Annotated in this window: 23 protein-coding genes and 1 pseudogene; 19 read left to right on the forward strand and 5 right to left on the reverse strand. The window is 41.2% G+C overall.

Going from position 1 to position 23,106, the window contains the following annotated elements; all coding sequences use genetic code 11:
• The first annotated feature begins 68 nt into the window (after nucleotides 1–68).
• The 8 genes and pseudogenes from upp to WKF66_RS00550 all read left to right on the forward strand — a co-directional run bounded on the left by upp (nucleotide 69) and on the right by WKF66_RS00550 (nucleotide 6,296).
• Nucleotides 69–713 (forward strand): annotated as a pseudogene (gene upp / locus WKF66_RS00515) (uracil phosphoribosyltransferase).
• Nucleotides 710–1,399: a YjjG family noncanonical pyrimidine nucleotidase gene (locus WKF66_RS00520; protein WP_489672442.1), complete on the forward strand. Its 690-nt coding sequence runs from the start codon at nucleotides 710–712 to the stop codon at nucleotides 1,397–1,399. Before upp ends, WKF66_RS00520 begins: the two are co-directional and overlap by 4 nt.
• A gap of 17 nt (nucleotides 1,400–1,416) precedes the next feature.
• Complete coding sequence (locus WKF66_RS00525) at nucleotides 1,417–1,929, forward strand: DinB family protein (protein ID WP_489672443.1); 513 nt, start codon at nucleotides 1,417–1,419, stop codon at nucleotides 1,927–1,929.
• Between the two features lie 18 nt (nucleotides 1,930–1,947).
• Nucleotides 1,948–3,279, forward strand: a complete 1,332-nt coding sequence (locus tag WKF66_RS00530) for a flippase (RefSeq protein ID WP_489672444.1) — start codon at nucleotides 1,948–1,950, stop codon at nucleotides 3,277–3,279.
• Nucleotides 3,280–3,320: 41 nt separating this feature from the next.
• Nucleotides 3,321–3,947 (forward strand): class I SAM-dependent methyltransferase, encoded by a 627-nt coding sequence (locus tag WKF66_RS00535; RefSeq protein ID WP_489672445.1) that lies wholly within the window; start codon nucleotides 3,321–3,323, stop codon nucleotides 3,945–3,947.
• 5 nt (nucleotides 3,948–3,952) lie between these two features.
• A complete protein-coding gene (locus WKF66_RS00540) occupies nucleotides 3,953–4,597 on the forward strand; it encodes a class I SAM-dependent methyltransferase (RefSeq protein WP_489672446.1) in 645 nt (214 codons plus the stop codon).
• Nucleotides 4,598–4,612: 15 nt separating this feature from the next.
• The gene (locus WKF66_RS00545; RefSeq protein ID WP_489672447.1) at nucleotides 4,613–5,380 is read left to right on the forward strand and encodes a class I SAM-dependent methyltransferase; all 768 of its coding nucleotides are present in this window, start codon (nucleotides 4,613–4,615) and stop codon (nucleotides 5,378–5,380) included.
• 1 nt (nucleotide 5,381) lies between these two features.
• Complete coding sequence (locus WKF66_RS00550; protein WP_489672448.1) at nucleotides 5,382–6,296, forward strand: glycosyltransferase; 915 nt, start codon at nucleotides 5,382–5,384, stop codon at nucleotides 6,294–6,296.
• A 248-nt stretch (nucleotides 6,297–6,544) separates the two neighbouring features.
• Here WKF66_RS00550 and WKF66_RS00555 read toward each other — a convergent pair whose 3' ends face one another.
• Nucleotides 6,545–7,297, reverse strand: a complete 753-nt coding sequence (locus WKF66_RS00555) for a class I SAM-dependent methyltransferase (protein ID WP_489672449.1) — start codon at nucleotides 7,295–7,297, stop codon at nucleotides 6,545–6,547.
• A 1-nt stretch (nucleotide 7,298) separates the two neighbouring features.
• On the reverse strand, nucleotides 7,299–10,520 hold the full coding sequence (locus tag WKF66_RS00560; protein ID WP_489672450.1) for a S41 family peptidase: 3,222 nt from the start codon (nucleotides 10,518–10,520) through the stop codon (nucleotides 7,299–7,301).
• Nucleotides 10,521–10,635: 115 nt separating this feature from the next.
• On the opposite strand from WKF66_RS00560, the gene WKF66_RS00565 reads away from it, so the two are divergent.
• Nucleotides 10,636–11,907, forward strand: coding sequence for a glycosyltransferase family 4 protein (locus WKF66_RS00565; protein ID WP_489672451.1), 1,272 nt, complete (start codon nucleotides 10,636–10,638; stop codon nucleotides 11,905–11,907).
• Nucleotides 11,908–11,925: 18 nt separating this feature from the next.
• Nucleotides 11,926–12,675, forward strand: a complete 750-nt coding sequence (locus WKF66_RS00570) for a glycosyltransferase family 2 protein (RefSeq protein WP_489672452.1) — start codon at nucleotides 11,926–11,928, stop codon at nucleotides 12,673–12,675.
• 6 nt (nucleotides 12,676–12,681) lie between these two features.
• Here the strand turns inward: WKF66_RS00570 and WKF66_RS00575 are convergent, their stop codons facing one another.
• Together WKF66_RS00575 and typA are read right to left on the reverse strand one after the other, a co-directional pair.
• Nucleotides 12,682–13,398, reverse strand: coding sequence for a 3-ketoacyl-ACP reductase (locus WKF66_RS00575; RefSeq protein ID WP_489672453.1), 717 nt, complete (start codon nucleotides 13,396–13,398; stop codon nucleotides 12,682–12,684).
• A 108-nt stretch (nucleotides 13,399–13,506) separates the two neighbouring features.
• Nucleotides 13,507–15,312, reverse strand: a complete 1,806-nt coding sequence (gene typA, locus WKF66_RS00580) for a translational GTPase TypA (protein WP_489672454.1) — start codon at nucleotides 15,310–15,312, stop codon at nucleotides 13,507–13,509.
• Between the two features lie 217 nt (nucleotides 15,313–15,529).
• Here typA and WKF66_RS00585 point away from each other — a divergent pair, with 217 nt between their 5' ends.
• A complete protein-coding gene (locus WKF66_RS00585; protein WP_489672455.1) occupies nucleotides 15,530–15,772 on the forward strand; it encodes a hypothetical protein in 243 nt (80 codons plus the stop codon).
• Here WKF66_RS00585 and WKF66_RS00590 read toward each other — a convergent pair.
• Nucleotides 15,759–16,583, reverse strand: a complete 825-nt coding sequence (locus WKF66_RS00590; protein WP_489672456.1) for an alpha/beta hydrolase — start codon at nucleotides 16,581–16,583, stop codon at nucleotides 15,759–15,761. The genes WKF66_RS00585 and WKF66_RS00590 overlap by 14 nt on opposite strands.
• A 109-nt stretch (nucleotides 16,584–16,692) precedes the next feature.
• On the opposite strand from WKF66_RS00590, the gene WKF66_RS00595 reads away from it, so the two are divergent.
• The 8 genes from WKF66_RS00595 to WKF66_RS00630 all read left to right on the forward strand — a co-directional run bounded on the left by WKF66_RS00595 (nucleotide 16,693) and on the right by WKF66_RS00630 (nucleotide 23,074).
• Nucleotides 16,693–17,397, forward strand: a complete 705-nt coding sequence (locus WKF66_RS00595) for an esterase family protein (protein ID WP_489672457.1) — start codon at nucleotides 16,693–16,695, stop codon at nucleotides 17,395–17,397.
• Nucleotides 17,398–17,452: 55 nt separating this feature from the next.
• Nucleotides 17,453–18,502: an ATP-grasp domain-containing protein gene (locus tag WKF66_RS00600; protein ID WP_489672458.1), complete on the forward strand. Its 1,050-nt coding sequence runs from the start codon at nucleotides 17,453–17,455 to the stop codon at nucleotides 18,500–18,502.
• A gap of 7 nt (nucleotides 18,503–18,509) precedes the next feature.
• Nucleotides 18,510–19,613 carry a carboxylate-amine ligase gene (locus WKF66_RS00605; RefSeq protein WP_489672459.1) on the forward strand — a complete coding sequence of 368 codons (1,104 nt, stop codon included), beginning with the start codon at nucleotides 18,510–18,512 and terminating at the stop codon, nucleotides 19,611–19,613.
• Nucleotides 19,613–20,455, forward strand: coding sequence for a glutamine amidotransferase-related protein (locus WKF66_RS00610; protein ID WP_489672460.1), 843 nt, complete (start codon nucleotides 19,613–19,615; stop codon nucleotides 20,453–20,455). Before WKF66_RS00605 ends, WKF66_RS00610 begins: the two co-directional genes overlap by 1 nt.
• Entirely contained in the window at nucleotides 20,452–21,639 is a 1,188-nt protein-coding gene (locus WKF66_RS00615; protein WP_489672461.1) for a hypothetical protein, read from the forward strand. Before WKF66_RS00610 ends, WKF66_RS00615 begins: the two co-directional genes overlap by 4 nt.
• Before the next feature lie 62 nt (nucleotides 21,640–21,701).
• Nucleotides 21,702–21,848, forward strand: coding sequence for a FeoB-associated Cys-rich membrane protein (locus tag WKF66_RS00620; RefSeq protein ID WP_489673324.1), 147 nt, complete (start codon nucleotides 21,702–21,704; stop codon nucleotides 21,846–21,848).
• A gap of 9 nt (nucleotides 21,849–21,857) precedes the next feature.
• Nucleotides 21,858–22,457 carry a Crp/Fnr family transcriptional regulator gene (locus WKF66_RS00625; protein WP_489672462.1) on the forward strand — a complete coding sequence of 200 codons (600 nt, stop codon included), beginning with the start codon at nucleotides 21,858–21,860 and terminating at the stop codon, nucleotides 22,455–22,457.
• 86 nt (nucleotides 22,458–22,543) lie between these two features.
• Nucleotides 22,544–23,074 (forward strand): YceI family protein, encoded by a 531-nt coding sequence (locus tag WKF66_RS00630; RefSeq protein ID WP_489672463.1) that lies wholly within the window; start codon nucleotides 22,544–22,546, stop codon nucleotides 23,072–23,074.
• Nucleotides 23,075–23,106 lie beyond the last annotated feature (32 nt).

Genomic DNA, 23,106 nt, shown 5'->3' on the forward strand with positions numbered 1-23,106 from the left:
GGTATCAAATTTAGGCAAAAAACAACATTATATTACATAAGGTATGCCAGTAAAACTTATATTTAGGTATGATTTTCGACCTGAGCAAAACCCCTTCCATAGCCAACACTTTTGTCGCCGAACTCCGGGATGAGACGATACAAAGAGATCCCATGCGCTTTCGTAGAAATCTCTAAAGACTTGGCGAGTTTTTCGCTTTTGAGATTAGCAAGTCTCTCCGCTATACAGAAACAGAAACGCAGACACCTCTTGGAATAGTAAACACTTCTAAGTTAGCCCAACAACCTGTGCTGGCAACAGTCTTAAGAGCAGGACTACCCCTGCATCAAGGGCTGCTGAATGTCTTTGACCAGGCAGACTCTGCCTTTATCGGTGCCTATCGGGCAAACCATAAGAGCGGTCGTTTTGAAATTAAGTTGGAGTATGTTTCTTCTCCTGACTTGAGCAACAAAACTGTTATCATGGCCGATCCGATGTTAGCTACTGGCCTGAGCATGGTGATGTGCTGCAAAGAGCTCATCAACACTTACCAAATCGAAGAGCTACATATCGTTTCCGCGATCGCTAGTGCCGAAGGAGTCAGGCACGTCAGGGCCAATTTCCCTAAGGCGAAACTTTGGCTCGGCGCTATAGATGAAGAAATGACTAGTAAGGCTTATATTGTGCCCGGTTTAGGTGACGCGGGTGACCTGGCCTATGGAATTAAATTATGATTAAACACATCTTTTTCGATCTCGACCATACCATCTGGGATTTTGACAGAAATGCACAAGAAACACTGAATGAGCTTTATATCCAGCATGAACTTGATGGATTAGGCTGTGGAACGGTCGACGAATTTATCAATCGATACACCGAAAACAACCATGAATTGTGGAGACAATACCACCTGGGGAACATTACCAAGGAAACATTAAGATCAGAAAGGTTTAACAGAACGTTCTTGCAGCTGGGTATTGATCCTGAAAAGGTGCCCGACCAGTTCGAAGATGATTATGTACGCATTACCCCAACTAAAAAGAACTTATTTGCCGGTACCGAAAAAGTCTTGGCCTACCTTCAACAAAAGTATACGCTCCACATTATTTCCAACGGTTTCAAGGAATCTACCTTAATGAAGATGTCGGTGTGTGAATTGAATCCTTATTTCTGCAATGTCATCATCTCTGAAGACGTAGGTGTAAACAAACCTGACAAACGGATTTTTGAATACGCACTTGAGAAAGCAAGCGCGAGCAAAGAAGAATCGATCATGATTGGCGACAGCCTGGAGGCGGACGTTCGTGGTGCCCTGGACTTTGGGATAAAAGCCATTTACTTTAACCCCTTGAAAGCAGTGAAACCTGATGATGTGGATTGGGAGATTCATCAACTGGAAGATTTATTACATCACTTTTAGCGCTGGTAACAACCGATATGGGAATTAAACACGACTACAACTGGGTTCTAAGAATCGTCAAAGAATACAAGCGGAAACTGGAGGAGATTGATACCGAAAAGTGGCAGGCTACTCCGCCAATTCAAGGTTGGTCCTATAGTGAAGTCTATTACCACATATTTGACGCTAGCCTATTATCGCTGCTGCAACTTAACGACAGTGCTGAAGGAAAAGGAAAAGTTGAACCTACTGCATTTGCAGTCCAGTTTATCCTCTTCCTTGGAATGTTACCACCTGGAAAAAAGTTCAAAGCACCCAAGCAACTGTTGGAGCGGCTGAAGAAAGTGAGCAAAGCCGAGGTCCTGCAGATGATCGGATCTTTCCTCAACCAGCTGGAACTGGCCTATCCCAAAATCAAAAGCGCTGATCTTTCCATTAAAGCAGCACATCCTAAAATGGGCTATCTGAATGCAGCGCATTGGTTAAGATTTATTGGGGTCCACCTAAACCACCATTTGAAGCAATTAAATAGAATTGACAAAAGCTTTTAAATTTACATCTTTGCAGCAATGAAGATTCCTGCAATTAAAGGTTTTGATGAAGAGGCATTTCAAAAATACGTAAAGAATACAGGCTGGCTAATGTTTGGAAAGATCCTTAGCATGGCCGTCGGATTCATCATCGCCAGGTATCTGGGTGCTTCCCGGTTTGGAGAACTAAGTTTCGCTGATGCTTTCACCACCATAATTGCTGCGGCCGGAGCTTTGGGGCTAGACAGTTTTATCATTAGAGAAGTCATCAACGAACCCCACAAGAAAGAAGAAATCCTGGGAACCTCGCTGCTTATGCGACTGGGTGTTAACCTCTTGCTCATCCCGATAAGTGTAGCAATATATCTTTCGCTACATCAGTCAGCTGATAATCCAGGAAACCCCTTAACGTGGATCATCCTGATTCTGGCTTTCGCCTCCTTTTTCAAATCCTTTAATGTTATCGATTCTTACTTCCAGTCTCAGGTCGCATCGAAATACGTTGTTCAAGTTCAGAATGTATGTGTAGTTCTTTCGGCAATTGTCAAAGTACTGCTTGTTGTTTTCAACATGCCATTGATCTATTTTGCTGCTTCATTGACTTTTGACAGTTTCATTCTGGCCATGGGCTTAGTATATATGTATCACAAGAGAGGCATGACCATGAAAAGCTGGACTTTCAGCTTGAGCAGGGCGTCTAGCTTATTGAAGCAGTCGGCTCCTTTGATTATTTCTTCCGTAATGGTGTCCATTTACATGAAGATAGATACAGTGATGCTTAAAAGTGTCGGTAGTACTGCTGTTGGGATATATAGCGCTGCGGCAAAAATCAGCGAAGCCTGGTTTTTTATCCCAATGGCCATAGTGACCTCCGTCTTTCCCGCGTTAATTAATGCCCGTAAAACTGATATGGATCGATATAATAAACGACTGGTTAATCTTTACGATCTTCTTGTCTATATCAGCATTCCAGTTGCGATCGTGATTAGCTTTTCCGGCACTACCATAATTACGATGTTGTATGGAAATTCTTTTAATGGCGCAGGTCCAATGCTTTCCATCCATATTTGGTCAGGAATTTTTGTTTTTCTGGGCAGCGCAAGCTCGATGTATCTGTTAGCGGAAGGCTATACCAATATCTCCTGGCAACGAACGGCTGTTGGGGCCATTGTGAATATCGGTTTAAACCTCTGGTTGATTCCATTATATGGAGGTATAGGAACTTCTGTGGCCACATTAGTTGCTTGTTTTGTGAGCACCTTCTACATTTTACTGATTCCTAAAACCAGACAACAGGGAATTTTGATGCTTAAATCGCTGTTCTTAATCCATTTAATTCAAAAAATAAGTGCCAGAGTCAATAGACGATAAGCCTATTATTTTAACTTTGGTGCTGAAACCGATAATAAGCCATGAAATCCTTAAGAAAGGCAATAAGAGAACTTTTATATATACCAATTAACTTTTTTACGAAGCTAAGGCTACGGTCCAGGATAAAAAGCACATCAAACAACCTTCAAATCATTATAGGCGCACACAACACCGAGTATAAAGACTGGCTTCCAACTAATATTGATAGCTTAAATTTATTACAGACCGATTCTTTTCAACACTTATTTGGTGATAAAAAGGTAAGTCGTTTTTTAGCGGAACACGTTTTTGAGCACATCACCTATGCAGATGCCTTGACAGCACTCAAGAACTGTTATAGCTATTTAGAGAAAGGTGGCGCAGTAAGAATCGCTGTTCCAGATGGCTTGCATCCAAATCCAGACTATATCAACATGGTGAAGCCCGGAGGATTCGGCGAAGGTGCTCACGATCATAAACTATTGTATGATTATAAAAAGCTGTCCAAAGTATTTGAGGAAGCTGGTTTCAAAGTGAACTTGTTGGAATACTATGATGAAGAAGGTACCTTTCACTACAATGATTGGGATAGCAAGGACGGACATGTCATTCGTTCGAAAAGATATGACAAGCGTTTTAACGAGCCTTTGGGATACTCTTCTCTAATCGTTGATGGCATTAAAGAATAAGTATTGTGGAAAATAAACTATCAAGACTGTCGCTGCTTCAGCCAGGAAAACTTAAAGTGCTACTATCTCTTGGCTTTAAAGGCTATTTGGCAGATAGGGGCTGGTTTGATGCCTACAAGACAAAATCGGCTATTGATGAAAACGGGAATGCGATACCATGGGTAACCTACTCCTTTATAGACTTCATTAAAGAGCGCATCAGCAAGGCTCATGACATATTCGAATTTGGCTCTGGCAATTCAACGATATTCTATGCTAAACTTGCAGGTTCCGTCTATTCTGTGGAGCACGATAAAGACTGGTTTGAAAGAAGTTCAAAGATCAATCTGCCAAACGTAAAAATGATCCAATGCGACCTTGTACCTGGAGGGGATTACTGTAAAAGTGCGGCTCCAACTGGCAAGAAGTTCCATGTGATCATTGTAGACGGCCGGGACCGCGTGAACTGTTGTAAAGAGGCAATTAAGTCCTTGACAGAAGATGGCGTGGTCGTGTTAGATGATTCTGAACGTACAGAGTATGCAGAAGCACATGTGTTTTTTAAAGCCAATGGTTTTAAATATTTACCTTTCTCAGGTATGGCTCCCGGTGTCATTATATCAAAATATACTTCGATATTTTACAAGCCAAACAACTGTTTGGATATTTAAAGACAAGCAAAAATAATGGCTATTGTAACTGATAATATTGCTGATGCATATAATGACTTCTATACCGGAAATGAGGTAGAATGGAGGATGCTGGGTGCAAGATCAAAGGCTAAAAACATCATGGAAGTCTGTAAAAGTATCAAGCCTAAAAAAGTGTTGGAAGTTGGTGCTGGTGATGGAAGTATTCTGCACTACTTAAACGAGTGGAATTTCGGAGAAGAACTTTACGCACTCGAAATTGCAGAAAGTGGAGTGTCAATCATCGAGAAAAGAAAACTTTCAAAAATTAAAGAAGTAAAAAGCTTTGATGGATACACTATTCCTTACGAGAACAACTTTTTTGACCTAGTTATTTTAGCCCATGTGCTTGAGCATGTTGAACATGAGCGGGTACTGCTTCGAGAACTAAAACGAGTGGCAAAGTTTCTGGTTATAGAAGTACCATTGGACTACCGCTTTGGCGTAGATAACAGGATGAAACATTTCCTGGATTACGGACACATCAACATGTACACCCCTACCTTAATCAGATTTCTTGTTCAAAGTGAAGGCTTTGCTGTTAAAGCAGATAAAACATCCTTGACACCGGTCGAAACGATAAGATTCTGTGAATTCAATGTGCTTAAAAAACAAAAGACGCTACTTAAGATTCTGAAAATTGAGCTTGAGTTCCGTATTAAAAAGACGCTTGGTAAGCTTTTAGGCAAGAAGAGAATAGAGCAATTTGGAAATGCCTATACTGTGCTTGTTGAAACGTCCACTGAAAACCTGCGAATATTTTAACATGCAGAACTTTGCGCCAATCGCCTTGTTTGTTTACAACAGACCTCAACATACTGCTCGTACGCTTAAGTTTCTGCAGCAGAACGAGCTTGCTTCTGAAAGCAGATTATTTATATTTTCAGATGGAGCAAAGTCAGAGACTGATCGCAAGCTGGTTGAGGAAGTAAGGGCGCTGATTAAGGGGACAGATGGTTTTAAATCCGTCGAGATCGTTCAGCGAAAGGAGAATATGGGACTGGCCAATTCAATTATTGCTGGCGTTACCCAACTCATAAAAGACTATGGACAGGTTGTTGTGTTTGAGGACGACTTGGTCTCTTCTCCACATACGCTAACCTATTTTAACGAAGGGCTTAACAGGTATCGCAGTGAGGATCGTGTGATGCACATAGGAGCCTATATGTATGACTTGAAAGCCGATGGCCTACCTCAAACGTTTTTTTACCGGGCTGCTACCAGTTGGGGCTGGGCGACATGGGATAGAGCCTGGAAGCATTTCGAACCTGATATTGATAAGCTGATGGTTCAATTTGATGCGGCAAAAAGGCGATCTTTTTCGATCGAGTATACGATGAACTTCTGGAAACAGATGCAAGACTTCAAGAAGGGTAAGAATAACTCCTGGGCTATCAGATGGTATGCTTCCATCTTTTTAAAGGGGGGTCTGACCTTGAATCCATCACAGTCATTGGTTAATAATATCGGACATGATGGATCCGGAATTCATTCGGGCATCAATGAAATATATAATGTAATCATTAATCCAAAACCAATTACCCAGTTTCCTCCAACTATAGTGGAAGACCAGCAAGCCTATCTTGCTGTGAAGGCATTTCTGGCCAACAGAAAGGGTTCTCTATGGCAACGCCTAAAAAGATACTTAGCTGAAAACAAATTCTCTATTTTCTCCCAATAAGAGTATAGTCTGGTAGGACACTGGCTTTGACTGCTCCCGCATTGATCCCGCCATGCTCCCGCGTTGGGTCCGCCTTTTGCCTAGAGAAAAGGCGGTCATACCGCGCGAACATCCCAACTCCAGGGCGCAAGCAACTAAAGTCAGACCAAAGCCAGACCAGAGTAATATTGGATCTTGATACACAGCTAATAAACTGCCGTTTGTTCCCTCTTAAAAAACGAAACAAGTCATCTGATTAGAAGCTTGATTTAATAAGGTTTCCTTGCTTCTAAAATGATATAGGGAGAAAGTTGTTTTGAATCAAATGGGATAAGCTTTGTAAACAGCTTTCCTGCTATCCAAATCGATTTCTTTAAGAATCTTGTTCCTATTGATTTTTGATTTTCATTTTCCAACCAGACGCTAAAGCGCCCGAAATAACCAGATTGAACAACCTCTAGTCCTGCTGTCTTGCAGATTTCCGCCAGAAGTACAGGATCCATGCATGCTATGTTGTGTTTATCGTAATTTTCTTTATCGTAATTCTTCTGAAACCATCCATTAACCGCTTTGAGATTAGGCAGTGTGATGAACAGGGTACCGCCGGGCTTTACAAAGGCAATGTGTCTGTTAATAATATCTGCAGTATCATTAAAGTGTTCTATTAATCCACAGGATAATACCAGATCAAATTGCTGTTTAGGCGTATAGTTAAAAAGATCAGTCTCAACTATACTAATATCGTCTGGCTTAAGGCCGTTGGCTGCCAGTAACGTATTAGTAACGGGTTCATGAACAAAGTAGTCCAGCAGAGTCACATCCAATTTGAAGTATTTTCTCAGGAACACGGCATAATAACCTGGAAATCCACCAAGCTCAATAGCGGTTTTCACGCCGCGGCCTTCTATAATCGTTGCAAGCTGGTTAGAAAATAAATAGCTCCGTGGGATGATGGTCGACAATCCTTTCTTACTCTCCCAGTAATCAACCCAAAACTTTCTATCAGTGAGCAGGTTCTCCATTTTAATTCTTTAGGTCTTTAAGTATTTCAGATACGGCGCGTTCGATTTGAGGATCTCTTCCTTCCAGCCTATCTAAAAATGTATTCTTGACAAATATGTCTGGCTTTACCCCTTCTTTTTCAAGATCCTGACCATCCAGTGTATAACATCCCCAGGATGGCAGGCGATAGGAAGATCCATCAACAAGTCCTTTTGCAGAAGTAAAAATGATCCACCGGTAAGATTCCGTACCAATGATCTTGCCCAGCTTTAGTTCTTTAAAACCTGCAGCTGTCATCTCGGCATCACTTAGGGATTGTTCGTTGATCAATAATACAATCGGCTTTGCCGCAGGCGCAAAGTTACTTTGGGGGGCAAGTTTACCTCCTCTGTATTTCCATTGTAAATAGGGCCGCTGGGCGAGGAACTTCAACACGTCATCGTGCACGTTCCCGCCGGTATTGTATCTTAGGTCTAGTATAACAGCTTCCTTATTGTTTTCCTGAGCAACCATGTCTAAAAGGAAACTCTCTAATTCTCCGCCGCTCATATTCTTCATGTAGGAATACGCAATCCTATCATTTCCTAGTTTCTTTACACGTTCTCTATTGGTAGCGATCCATTCATCATACAGGTTGCTTTTTAAAGCACCCGAAGACTGAGGATGAACTTTGGCAATGACCTGCTTCCCTGCACGACTAAAAGTCAGCGAAATTTCCTGGTCAATCGAAGGACTGGTGAAGTAATAGTCCCGATCAATCTTAGAGTCAACCTTGGTGCCATTTACCGCTGTTAAAACATCTCCCGGAAGAATGTTTACTCCGAAATGTCTGCCATTACTACGTTCTACAACATGATCCACTTTTAATGGATCGTCGTTAGAAAAGACGATTCCAGTCTGGTTGGTTACATAGTTCAGCGGCTTCCGCTCTTCCATTCCAGAGCTGTTGAAACCTTGATGCGAAGAATTCAGCTCGCCTAACATGTCATTTAATAGAATTCTTAAATCTGTCCGGTTATTTACGAAGGGCAAAAATGCTGCATAGGTGCTTTGAATCTTTTGCCAATCTACCCCATGGAATTTTTCATCATAGAAGTTCTCCTCCATGCCTGCCCAGGTTTCATAGAACATTTGGTTGAACTCCTGACTCAGATTTCTATTGAACTTAAAACTGATGCTAACTGCATCCATTTTGTTGGCATCAATGTTATATTTATTGATGGTTCCTCTAGCTAAGGCATAGTACTTTCCTCCTGACTCGATGATGTCTCCTTCTCCATCATTAACCTTCTCTGTTTTGTTGGCTTCAAAGGGCTCTAACGTCGTCCTGTACATAGCTGGATTGCCGCCTTCATGATCCGATGCATAAAAGACATATGTTTTCTCTCCTTTAGAAAAAACGATTGTACCATATTGCGTTCCAAAGGAGGGGCTTATTTGTTCGATCCTATCCATAATATGTTGCAGATTGATGGTAATCACGTCCTTTGACTTTACCGTTTTGGAAGCGATCTTCGCAGTAGAATCTGCTTTTGCTTTCTCCTTCTTTGAGGGCTTTTTATCTGCAGGATTTTTTATCTCAGGAGTAGTCTCGGTTTTTTCGATCTTTTTATCCTTGAATAAGTCATCGAACTTATTACTTCTGTAAGGCTCATCGTATTCGTCAAGCGACATGCGATATACCCTGGCGTTGGAGAGCCCGAAGGGATAAGAAGCTTTATTACGAAGGCTATTGAAGAAAATGTACTTCCCGTCTGGTGACCAGGATGGGGAGGCTTCGGTGACTCCAGTGTTCGTTAAATTAATGGTTTTGTTATCCTTGATGTGATGTACAAATATGTCTTGTTCAAAATTGCGATAAGCCGTAAACAAAACATATTCTCCGTTTGGGGAAAACGATGGTGCTGAATTCTGAAAAGCCCAAATCTCATCTTTTACAATGACTTTGCTCTCCAGGGTTTTAAGGTCAAGAAGGCGAACTTCGTCGCGGCCACTTAAATAAACAGCTTGAGTACGCGTTCTGTTAATTGCTAGATCCCTATTGTTTCTGTTGTCTTTGGTTAACTGCTTTAGCTTTCCACTACCATCTGCACTTATTGTAAACCAGTTTTGATAGCCCTTATAGGTCTGATTAAAGATGATGCTCCGACTATCGGGCAGCCATTTCACCTCTAACGCTCGTTCTCCACCTTCACCAGGTGCTTCTCCGCGCTCCATCTTTTTAATGTACTTTCCGTCTGCGTCACTTACGAAAACCTCTCCTCGGGATATGAAAGCCAGTTTGTTCCCATCCGGAGATAAGTCGAACGCAGAAATCGCTCCTTTGACATCAAATTCCTGACTCTTTTCAAGCACATTATTTCTGGAGATGCTTATGGCAATTTTATCGCTCTTTTTTGTAGCAACATCATAAAGGTAAAGCTGATAATCCTTTTCAAAGACGACCTTATTACCTGATGCGGAAACGAAAGGCCTTTTGACAGAGGATTCAAAACTAGTGAGCTTGGTCTTTTTTCCGTTCAGAAAAGTGTAGAGGTTGTACTCTTCATTAGCCTCATCAGAAATGAAATATACATTGCCTTTTCTATCTATAGTTGCCCAAAAATCCTTGCCGATGTAATCTGTGTATTGTTTGTAAGTCTTTGTTTTAGGGTTGTAAGACTGGATATCAGGGTTGAATGCTCCTTTGTATCTTTTACGGTTAGCAAAGTTTTTGCTTTCCCAGGTGTCATTAAAAAATAGCTCGCCAGTCGGAGATTCCGTGATATTATGTGTGGTATTGAAGTAATTGCTGAAGAGCCTTGATGCGGTTCCACCGGTTACCGGCACCCTATAACTGCTATAGTTATTAAAACGACCTGAGGTAAAATAGAGACTTTTAGAATCCCAGCTCCAGCCATCAAGTTCGTCAGATGCATCATTAAAGGTGAGTTGTTTGATTACACCGCCTGCCAGGGGCATAAGGTAAACATCATAGTTACCAAATTGATTGGAGGAAAAAGCGAGCCACTTTCCGTCCGGAGAAACTTTAGGATTAATCTCGTCGCCAGCCATTGCAGTAATTCTGTTGGCTGAGCCACCCGCAGCGCCTACTTTCCAAAGGTCACCTTCATAACTAAAAATTACAGTCTGGTCATCTGGTGTTAGCGATGGATATGCCGCAAAATACGGATCATTCTGAGCGAATGTTGCGGTGCCAATAAATGTAAAGGCTACTGCGAAAGCGCAAAATAGTTTTTTCATAAAGAACTTGCCTGTGATATTTGAACGAAAATACGCAAGAATTTAATAAAGGCTAAAACTTTATGTAATTTTCGGCTTTAAATCCTTTTTATCTCCATTTAGACGAATCAAGCCATTGAAAGTAGTACATCTAAACACATACGAAGGAAATGGTGGAGCCGGAAGGGCTTGTTTGAGGTTAAATAGCGCATTAAATGCGATTGGAGTAGAGTCTTCTGTGATGGTCTACTTCCAATTTAAAGAAAGTAAAGCAACCGGGACTTTTACAAAGGGGCCGATTCAGAGAGCCAAAGCCGTAATTAATATATTAGCGGAGAGATACCTTTCCAAAGCAGTTGCCAAAGCGCTGAAAACCCCTTTTTCATTAAGTTGGTTTGGCCAATCTATTATCGCCCATCCAGAGGTACAATCGGCGGATATCATTCACTTACACTGGATCAATCACGGCTTTCTTTCCCCGAAATTTCTCGCAGAACTAGATGAGTTGGAAAAGCCTATTGTTTGGACCTTTCACGATAGTAATGCATTCACAGGGGGGTGCCACGTTCGCTACTCTTGTGAAAACTACCATAAAGAATGCGGTAATTGTCCCTTGCTAAAGATGAGTGGCAAGGATGACCTTTCCCATAAAACCTGGCTCCGTAAAAAGAAAGCCTATTCAGAATTAAACTGTCACATCGTTGCGCCAAGCAATTGGATGGCGCAATCTGTTAAACTAAGTAGTTTAATGGGCTTCAGGGCTGTTAGTGTGATTCCGAACACCATTGAGACAGATATTTTTAAACCTTATGTAAAAGCAGAAGCAAAAAAGATCTTAAGGATCGATCCGGATAAATTTGTTCTGATGAGCGGCTTTATGCCTTCAAAGAACGACAAGCATAAAGGGACGTCCTATCTAATAGAGGCATTAAATGACCTATCAACAAGACCTGGAATCGTCAAGGAAAAGATAGAGCTTATCATCTTTGGAAATAAGGAAAATGTGGAGATGCCTGAATTTCCTTTCAAAACCACTTTTCTGGGAACGATTAACAGCGACGATCACCTGGCTAAATGTTATTCTGCGGCCGATGTATTTATAACCCCTTCCCTTGAGGATAATCTACCTAACACAGTAATGGAAAGCCTAGCCTGTGCTACGCCAGTGGTAGCTTTTACCACCGGAGGAATTCCGGACATGGTAAAGCATCTACAGAACGGTTATCTGGCTGAATACGAGTCTTCTGAAGATCTGGCTACAGGGATCGAATGGTTGTATCATGAAGAGAACTTTGCAGATATACAAAAGGAAGCAAGAAAAACGATCCTTACTCACTTTTCTGAACCCGTTATTGCAGAAAAGCATTATGATTTATACCAGTCACTACTGGATTTGATGCCTAAATAACTATATTGGGAACACCAGATGCAGCCAAAGTTAAGTGTCATAACCATCGTTTATAACAATGTCAAAGACATTGAAAGAACAATGTTGTCTGTACTTAATCAAAGTTACCCTAACATTGAATATATACTGGTGGATGGCGCGTCCAATGATGGTACGCAGGCGGTCATACAAAGATACCGCCAACGGTTGGCCGTTTTCGTATCAGAACCTGATCAGGGAATCTACGATGCAATGAATAAAGGTCTTGCTCTTGCTACAGGTGATTATGTGCTCTTCATGAATTCTGGTGATGAGATCTATGCTCCTGAAACCGTTCGGGACGTTTTTGAGAGTGCAGATTCAGCAGACATTTACTATGGAGAAACAGAAATGTACAATGAGCGATGGGAAAGCTTGGGTCAGCGCAGGCATTGTGCTCCAGAGAATTTCAACTGGCGAAGCTTTAAATATGGCATGAGCGTGGGACATCAGGCGATTTATATTAAACGCGCTATTACAGCGCCATATGATCTGCAATATAAGTACAGCTCAGATATAGACTGGGTAATTAAGGCGGCAAAAAATGCATCCAGCATTGTCAATACGCACATCTACGTAGCTAAGTATCTGGTGGGCGGGATGTCCAAGAAGAAACATTTGGCCAGTTTGACTGAACGCTTTAGAATCTTTACTAAATATTATGGCCTTATCCCCAACCTAGTTAATCATTTCGTGATCGCGGTAAGCTTGCTCACGTATTTCGTCAAGCACCGAAAAACAAACGACTAAACGCAGTTAGGGGTTTGTAGACCAAAGACCTGCTTCTTTCAAAAAGACTCTTCTGTTCAGCTTAAGCTGAGCGATAATAAGTTCAGCAAGGTCTTCCGGCTGCATGACGCGTTCTGGATTGCCATCTGTCAGTTTCAGATCTTTAGCCATATCGCTTGCGACTGTGCTTGGCAATAAGGTAGATACTCTTATGTTGTGCTTACGAACCTCCTGCATTAAAGATTCTGACATGCCGATCAGCGCAAACTTTGATGCACTATAAGCACTGGTTACTGCAGCTCCGTTTTTACCGGCAGTAGATGAGATGTTGATGATGTCTCCGGATTGCTTTTCGATCATCTCAGGCAATACAGCACGAGCGGTATAATAAGCACCAAATAAATTCACCTTGACGATCTCCTCCCATCTTGAAGGCTCCAGTTCTAAAAACTTACCAAATGAAGCTATTCCTGCATTGTTAATCAGGATATCAATTGGACCAAGATTACTCCTGACCTTGAGAACAGCAGCATTTACCTCATCTATGTTGGCAACGTCTACAGTTGAAATCGAAACCTTTACTTGATATTGCTTTAATTCTGCTGCCAAATTCTCCAGGTCGGATAGTGTTCTGGCGAGCAGACCAACATTTACGCCTTCCTGTGCCAAAGCGATCGCTACAGCTCTGCCAATGCCTTTTCCAGCGCCTGTTATAATTGCGTTTTTTCCTTTGATTGATTCCATAATATCTATAATGAAGAGCACAAATCTAGATAAAAAAATGCCTGTAAACTTTCGCTTACAGGCATTTTCATATTTGTGTAGCCTTTCTTTACGAAAGGACGACGTTAGCTATTGAAATTGTTTTCCTTTAGTCTTACGCTCATTTTCTGTTAAGAAGATTTTACGTAAACGCATGCTTAACGGTGTAATTTCAATATACTCATCAGCCTGGATATACTCCATTGCCTCTTCTAAAGAGAATTTAATTGCAGGAGCAATTCTGTTACTATCATCTGTACCTGAAGCACGCATGTTAGTTAACGCTTTACCTTTCACAATATTTACAACTAGATCGTTGTCACGGATGTGCTCGCCCATGATCTGGCCTTCGTAAACGTCAACACCTGGATCAACAAAGAAGCGACCTCTATCTTGTAACTTATCGATAGAATAAGCAGTTGTACTGCCTTTTTCCATAGAAACCAATACACCATTCAATCTACCAGGTATAGTTCCTTTCCAAGGCTCGTAAGCTTTGAAACGGTGAGCCATAATGGCTTCTCCACCTGTTGCTGTAAGTACATTGTTTCTTAAACCGATGATACCACGTGCGGGTATTTCAAACTCCAAGTGTTGCAAATCACCTTTAGGCTCCATGATTAATAATTCACCTTTACGCTGAGTTACTAGTTCAATCACTTTACCTGCAACCTCACCTGGTACATCAACGATCAAAGTTTCAACTGGCTCACATTTCTTACCATCAATTTCTTTAATGATAACCTGTGGCTGTCCAACCTGAATCTCATAACCTTCGCGACGCATAGTCTCGATCAATACTGATAAATGGAGGATACCACGACCATACACCAAATAAGCATCAGGAGACTCAGTTTCCACAACTTTAAGTGCAAGGTTTTTCTCCATCTCTTTGTACAAACGTTCTTTAATACGCTGAGAAGTAACAAATTTACCTTCTTTACCGAAGAATGGTGAGTTATTAATAGTGAACAACATGTTCATTGTTGGCTCATCAATCTTAATTACTGGCAATTGCTCAGGAGCATCAAAGTCGGAGATCGTATCACCAATATCAAAACCATCAATACCAACTACTGCACAAATATCTCCAGATTTAACTTCAGTGGTTCTGATTTTGCCTAAGCCTTCAAAAATATAAAGCTCTTTAACTCTCGCTTTAACCATTTTACCATCACGCTTAATCAGAGTAACCGGTTGGTTTTCTTTAATTGTACCTCTGTGTACACGTCCAACTGCAATACGACCTACGAAAGAAGAATAATCTAACGAAGTGATTTGCATTTGTAGTGTACCTTCTATCATTGGTGGCGCAGGAATATTTGCAACTACTGCATCCAACAAGGCAAAAATATCTGTAGTAGGAACTTTCCAGTCTGTACTCATCCATCCTTGTTTAGATGAACCGTAAATTACAGGGAAGTCTAACTGATCTTCTGTAGCCTCAAGGTTGAAGAACAATTCAAAGATTTGCTCGTAAACTTCTTCAGGGCGACAGTTTTCTTTATCAACTTTATTAACAACTACGATTGGTTTCAATCCCAATGCAAGTGCTTTTTGCGTAACGAAACGTGTTTGAGGCATTGCACCTTCAAAAGCATCGCACAACAACAGAACACCATCGGCCATTTTCAATACGCGCTCAACTTCACCTCCAAAATCCGCGTGACCAGGAGTATCGATGATGTTGATCTTAATATCTTTGTACATTACTGAAACGTTTTTCGAAACGATGGTGATACCACGTTCACGCTCCAGGTCATTATTGTCAAGAATTAAATCACCTGTTTGCTCGTTATCACGAAAAATGGAACAAGAGTGTAATATCTTATCAACCAGCGTTGTTTTACCGTGGTCAACGTGTGCTATAATAGCTATGTTTCTTATTTTTTGCATAAAATGCGTGTAAATTTTGGCGCAAAGATAATGTTTATTATCGATATATCAACGTGTTAGTGCAGGAAAGGTTTCACTGAGGGCTCGGTGTCCGGTCGCACTGGGTTGGTACTGGGTTGAAACGGCTATAGCGGTACCAGCCCGGACCCAAGGCCCTTCCAAACACCAGCCAACCACCAGTCAACCTGCAAACAAACTTGATTAGATATTGTTGGTTATGGAAAAACCGCATTTGCTTGTAGAAACTACTATGGACGATCAAAATCTTAATCCTAAAGCCGCTAAAGATAGCGCCGATATTCAAAGCCCTTCCAATGGCAATGTAAATAAGACTGGCCTGGATGACTGGAATGACCGTCTGGACAACAATTTAGAGTCAGAGGGCGCAGCCGATGTCCAAGCAGATCAAAATGCCGAAGACTTTCAACAGTCTGCAGACAATGAAGCTAAACCCGCTTAGCTGGAAAAGCCCATTTTAAAAAGGCAGGTAAGGCCTTAGACCAGGTTGGTACATTGTGCTCCCCTCCTACCATTTCATAGTAACAAATATGCTCAGGTCGTTTGTAGCCTTTGTTTAACAGTTCTTTGATGATATCGATGGTATCGTCAATAGAATCTATAATGTAATTTTGATCACGATCTACTTTTTCATCTTCTGTTCCCGTCATTAGCCAAAACTTGAGATCAGGTTTAGGAGTAGTTTCTCTGATTACCTGGTGCATGATTCGATTGGCAGCCGTGTATCCATCCTCTAAATCCCTATCTCTCCACCAGAAAGAGCCAGACAGAACTCCTACAACATCAAAAAGACGGTCATTATTCCAGGCAATATCAAAGGCACTTAGTCCACCTAAGGAAAACCCAGCGATTGCACGGGTGCCTGTTAACGGCAAGCCCACGATTTTTTGTACACGCGGAAATAGCTCTTTAACCATGAAATTATTATAAGCTTCTGCTTTGTCGCCACGAGCTTGAAAATCTGGCCTGCCAGCGACCCCGTACTCCTTTAGTCTGTCCTCCGAAGCTTTAATGGCCACCACGGCAATGGGCGCTACTTTACCTTCGGAATATAAATCAGTAAGCGTTTCCTGAATTTCTAGTTCATTAGCGTCCTGACCGTCATTCATTAACAGCAGGTTTAGTTTTTCATTGCCTAAAAGATTTTCAGGTCTGAACACAACGATCTCAACGGTCCTTTTAAGGTATACTGATTTCAACGCATGTTCAACTTTCACAAATTTTGGCATTAACATATTGGTATTAATATTCATTAAACTTTAACTCATTTTGAACTGCAAAGTTTCCAGTACCTCAAAAATATTTATTCAGCATTGGAAATTTACCAAAAATACATACCTTAAAACTTCTAAACGTATCGCCATGCAGGAACAATACAAAAAATGGTATAGCAATAACCTCAGTGGCGACACAGAGCTGTTGGTGTATGGTCATAGTGGCTATCCGGTCATAATCTTCCCTACAAGTATGGGGAGGTACTACGAAAGCAAAGAATTTAAAATGATAGACTCTATAAAATGGTTTATAGAGGAGGGGAAGATTAAGGTTTACTGCGTAGACAGCATAGATAAACAAAGCTGGTACAATAAGAACGCGCATCCGGCTGACCGTGTCAAGAATCATATCTGGTACGATAAAATGATTTTAGAAGAAGTTGTCGGACTAGCAAGACATGAGACGGGTCACAATAAAGTGGTAATGGCTGGCTGCAGCTTTGGCGGATACCATGCGGTAAATTTCGCCTGCAAACATCCGTGGTTAGTTAGTCATGTTTTTAGCATGAGTGGGGCTTTTGATATGCGTGGTCAGCTTGACGGCTTCTATAACGACGACGTCTACTACAATAACCCGGTAGACTTTTTAGTAAATGATGGCAACCCAGATTTATGGAATATTAAGATCGTGCTGGGAACATCCGATCGGGACATTTGCAGGGCAGACAACGAAAGGCTCTCTAAAATATTAAGCAATAAAGGCATCGACCATTGGTTAGATTTGAGGCATAACGCGGATCACGACTGGCCTATTTGGCGCACGATGCTGCCTGACTATTTATCAAAATTATAAAACCTTTATAGAGCTTAACTCTTTAAAAGCTTAGAACTAAACACTAAAAACTTTTATGAAGAAAATTGGAATTTTATTTGGCAGGGAGAGATCCTTTCCCGAGGCAGTAGTAAAGCGAATTAACGAGATATCAGAAGAAGACATCATTGCCGAGTTTGTTCTCATTGACAGAATTTTTCAGGCGGAGCCGTTGGACTATGCGGTTATAATCGACAGGATTTCCCAGGATGTACCTTTCTACCGTGCGGCGTTGAAAAATGCGGCGCTAACAGGAACTGCAGTGATTAATAATCCTTTTTGGTGGAGTGCAGATGAGAAATTTTTCAACAGTGCTTTAGCATTAAAGATAGGAGTTCCAGTACCTAAAACTGCATTAATTCCGTCCTATGAAATGCCTGAAGATACCTCAGACCAATCTTTCACGAATCTTTCATTTCCAATGGCCTGGGAGGAAATTTTTCAGTACACTGGTTTTCCAGCTTACATGAAGCCTTATGATGGTGGAGGTTGGAAGGAGGTTTATAAGTTACATGATAAGGAAGATTTCTTCGACAAGCATAGTCAGACAAGGCGTACGGTTATGATGCTACAGGAAGAGATTCAGTTTACGGAATACTTCAGATGCTATTGTATTGGTGGAGAGCACGTACGCATTATGCAATATGAGCCCCGGAATCCATTCCATCTTCGTTATCAGGTTGATACCCCACCTTCTAGTGAAGCATTATTACAAACCATTCATAATTATACGCTTAAATTGAATCAATACCTGGGCTACGACTTCAATACAGTCGAGTTTGCGGTACGTGACGGGATCCCATATGCGATTGACTTCTGTAATCCGGCTCCTGATGCGGAAGTGACAAGTGTGGGACAAGAAAACTTTGATTGGGTTGTAGAGACTACTGCGCGATATGCTATTGAGCGTGCTAAAGCTCAAATTGATGGTCAGGACAATCTTACATGGGGAACTTATATCAAATCGTCATCCGCAGGTTTAACACCTACCGGGACAACTGAACCAAAGATTACTAAAAAGGCCCAAGCTGCACCAAAAAAGCTTGCAGCTGCTGTGAAAAAAGCCGTCGTTAAACCAAAGAAATAAACTGGTTATGAAAAATGAATTTACGCTGGGTGTCGAGGAGGAATATATGGTCGTTGACCCTGTTACGCGCGAACTTACCTCTCACGATCAAAAAATAGTGGAAGCCGCGCAGAAGATCCACAAGGATCAAGTCAAAGCAGAAATGCACCAGGCCGTAGTTGAGGTGGGTACAGGGATCTGTAAAAATACAGATCAGGCACGGGCGGAAATTTCTCAGCTTCGCTATACGGTTTCTCAACTTGCCGGAGAACAGGGATTGCGGATTGGCGCTGCCGGTACTCACCCTTTTTCTCATTGGGAAAAACAGTTGATCACCGAACATCCACGGTATAGCGAAATTGTAAATGAGCTTCAGGAAGCTGCACGGTCCAACCTGATCTTTGGTCTCCACGTACATGTTGGCTTTCAGTCGAGAGAGTTGGCTATCCACATTGCGAATCAAGTTAGATATTTCCTTCCGCATGTGTTTGCGCTGTCGACCAATTCACCGTTCTGGGAAAATAGGAATACGGGTTATAAATCCTTCAGAACTAAGATTTTTGATAAGTTTCCCAGAACGGGGATACCAGATATTTTTAATAGCATCGAAGATTACGACAGTTATGTCAAGCTTCTGATTAAAACCAATAGCATTGACAATGCTAAAAAGATCTGGTGGGATATACGCGTGCACCCCTTTTTCGAGACCATTGAGTTCAGAATATGTGATTGCCCGATGTTAATTGATGAAACCATGGCTATCACAGCATTATTTCAATGTTTATGTGCAAAGCTTTATAAGCTCAGGCTGCAGAATATGAAGTTTATCAGTTATTCTCGGGCGCTTATTAATGAAAATAAGTGGAGAGCAGCAAGATATGGTATTGATGGAAATCTGATCGATTTTGGCAAAGAAATGGAGGTGAATTGCCGCAACTTGATTCTTGAACTTTTGGACTTCATTGATGACGTAGTAGATGAACTGGGCTGTAGGAATGACATTAATTATGTGCTCAAGATAATGGAGAACGGAACGGGTGCTGACAGGCAATTGGCTGTTTACGAACAAAGTGGTAACTTTGAGACCGTGGTGGATTACATCACTTCACAAACATTAATAGGAGCAAAATAGTGGACATAATTGATAGGAGCCGGGTTAAGGTAGCAGTAATAGACATGAATAATGGCACTGCTAATCAAGGCATGAGGGGAATACAGGAAATATTGTTGCGTTACCGTGAGGAACATGACATAGACCTTAGTTTTGATATTTTTGACCTAAGACAGAAGGGTGAGATTCCTGACTTGAGTTACGATATTTATATCTCCAGTGGCGGTCCCGGGAGTCCCTTCGACGGTGTTGGCACTACGTGGGAAAACGACTTTTTCAATTTACTGACAGCTTTAGAAAACTATAACAAGCAAACTGATTCAGCAAAGAAGTATGCATTTTTGATCTGCCATTCCTATCAGCTAGGCTGCAGGAAATTCAATGTTGGTGAGGTAATCAAAAGGCATTCTACAGCTTTTGGAATCTTCCCTGTCTTTTTAACCGACTCAGGAACCAGTGATTTAATCTATGAAGGCCTGGGCAATCCTTTTTATACGGTTGACAGTCGTGATTGGCAGGTGGTGAGAGTAGATGAATCGGGAGATAGCCCGTATACAAATGTTTTGGCGCTTGAAAAAGAAAGGCCGCATGTGGACTTAGAGCGCTGCGTTATGTCTGTTCGTTTCACCAATGAGATTGTCGGCACACAATTTCATCCCGAGGCAGATCCTGTTGGCATGAAGATGTATTTGCTTCGGGATGATAAAAAACAGGCGATTATTGAAAACCATGGTATGGAAAAATATCAGGATATGTTGACTAGTCTGGATGACACCCGGAAGTTACAATTGACGCAAACCATCATTTTACCAAGGTTTATAACTGAAGCTATAAATGCCTTGAAACAAGAAGCTCAGCTATGATTGACGAATACCGAAAGTCCTTCAATGAAAATTTTTCTAATGAAAAATATCAGGCATTCTTAGCTGCTCTCCAAGAAAGCTTTCTAACGATTCCTTTTAGGGTAGCTGAAACTCCGGTGTTCATTCCTAAAGACCTTGCGGAAAAACTGATAGCGGCTGGCGATGAAATCGTGAAGCTTATACAGAAAGAGGATTTCAAAAGGTTGACCGACGCTGCCATTCCCGATCTTTGGAGGGTGCCGTCAGAGAATATACATCCGCACTTTCTAACGTTTGATTTTGGCATTTGCAAGGACCAAGACGGGCAGCTCAACCCAATGCTAATTGAGATGCAAGGCTTCCCATCTCTGTATGGCTTCCAATTGCACCTTACAAAGAAATTCGCAGAGACATATGGACTGGATAAAAACTTAACGCCTTTTTTTAATGGTCTTGACGAAGCAACCTATTTAAAGTTGTTAAGGGAGGTAATTCTTGGCAAGCACCAAGCACACGAAGTAGCGCTGGTCGATATTAATGCCCTGGATCAAAAAACCGCTATAGATTTCCTGGTAACTCAAAAGTATATCGGAATGAAAGTATTGGCAATTGCTGATATTTTTAAAGAAGGTAAGTCGTTGTTTTACTTTGATGATGGTGAAAAAATAAGGCTAAAGCGTATCTATAATAGATTAATTTTTGACGAGATAGCAGATAACCCAGATGTTTTTAAAGGAAACTTTGATCCGCGGGACGAGCTGGATATTGAGTGGGTAACTCATCCCAACTGGTTCTATAGAATTAGCAAGTACACCATGCCACTTTTAAAAAGCAAGTATGTGCCAGAGACGCTATTTCTAAACGAGATATTAAGTATTCCAGCTAATCTTGAGGATTATGTTCTAAAACCATTATTTTCTTTTGCCGGAATGGGGGTGATCATTGATGTGAAGCCCGAAGATATTACGGCAATTAAAGATCCGGAGAACTGGATTCTTCAGCGAAAAGTTATCTATGAACCCGTAGTTGAGTCGCCAGATGGAGGCGTCAAGGTTGAGCTTCGTCTGATGTACCTGTGGCCGGATGATGGAATACCACAACTGTGCATCAATCTTGCCAGAATGAGTAAAGGAAAGATGATAGGTGTAAGGTATAATAAAGACTTCGACTGGGTTGGTGGTACAGTTGGACTTATGGTCCGCTAAATTGACATTTTTAAGACTTCCTGACTACAGGCATTCATTATTTTTGTAATATGGATATCCAAATGATTTTGATCGTGTTGATATTTGCAGCTGCAGTCTTCTACGTTGCCCGCATCATTTATAAGGCGGTCTCCTCTAAGAGCGGTGGCTGTGCTTCTAATTGCAAATGTGGTGTAGACTTTTCGAATATCAGTCCTGAAAAGAGATAGATCTCATCTATGGACACTCATTTAGAACCTTTCAAGTCATATCTTCAACAAAAAGTTTCAATTACGGATGAACAATTTTATCACATTGCCGTTCATTTAAAAGTTAAGACCTTCGATAAAAATGAGATGATTCTTATGAAGGGGGATATCTCTTCCCAAGGTTACTTCGTATTAAGCGGATTGTTAAGAAGCTATTCAATAGACAGTAAAGGTAAAACACATATCATACAATTTGCTCCCGAACAATGGTGGTTAAGTGAACGAAATGGCATGTTGTTTAACGAACCTTCAGACTTTTTCATAGATGCGACTGAGCTTACGAAGGTTGTAATTGTACATAAAGATTTTATGAATGAGGCTGCCAAGCATGTCCCTTGCATAAATGATTTAAATCATACTATGCTTAATAACGCAATTCGATTTATGCAAAAAAGAATCAACATGTTATTAAGCGCCACCGCAGAAGAGCGTTATCTTAATTTTATAACCCTTTATCCAAACCTTACTTTACGGGTTCCACAATGGATGATCGCCTCTTATCTAGGAATCACGCCGGAATCATTAAGTAGAGTTCGTAAAGATTTAGCGCACAAGCATTTTCGAACCTAGTTCTTTCTTAACATAGGTCAATGTGGACCTGATTGTTCCGCCATATATTTGTGTTGTTAAATAATAACAACCTAAAAAACACGGACATGGCAACAACTACATGGGTATTAGACCCAACACACAGCGAACTTCAGTTTAAAGTAAAACACTTAATGATTACTACTGTAACTGGAAGCCTTAGCATTTTCAGCGCAACTTTAAGAACTGAAGCTGATGATTTCGAAGACGCACAAGTTTCCTTTGAAGCAGATGTAACTTCTGTTAAAACAGGGAATTCTGACAGAGACACTCACCTTATAGGAGCTGATTTCTTTGATTCAGAAACTCATCCTAAGATTAGCTTCACTTCTACTTCCTTCAAAAAAGACGGTGATGACTATATTTTAGAAGGCAATTTGACGGTTAAAGGAACCACGAAATCAGTGAAGCTGAACGTTGAGTTTGGTGGTATAGCTACAGATCCGTGGGGAAACACTAAAGCCGGTTTCACTATCGCTAGTAAAATTAATAGATCTGATTATGGCTTGACATGGAATGCTGCTTTAGAGACTGGCGGTGTGATGGTAAGTGAAGAAGTGAAATTAGCAGGTGAATTGCAGTTTGTTAAACAAGCCTAAGTAAAATATAAGCATCCAGTCAGTAAAAAGAA

Origin of the sequence: Pedobacter sp. (genome assembly GCF_037719805.1) — a bacterium.
Lineage (GTDB): Bacteria > Bacteroidota > Bacteroidia > Sphingobacteriales > Sphingobacteriaceae > Pedobacter.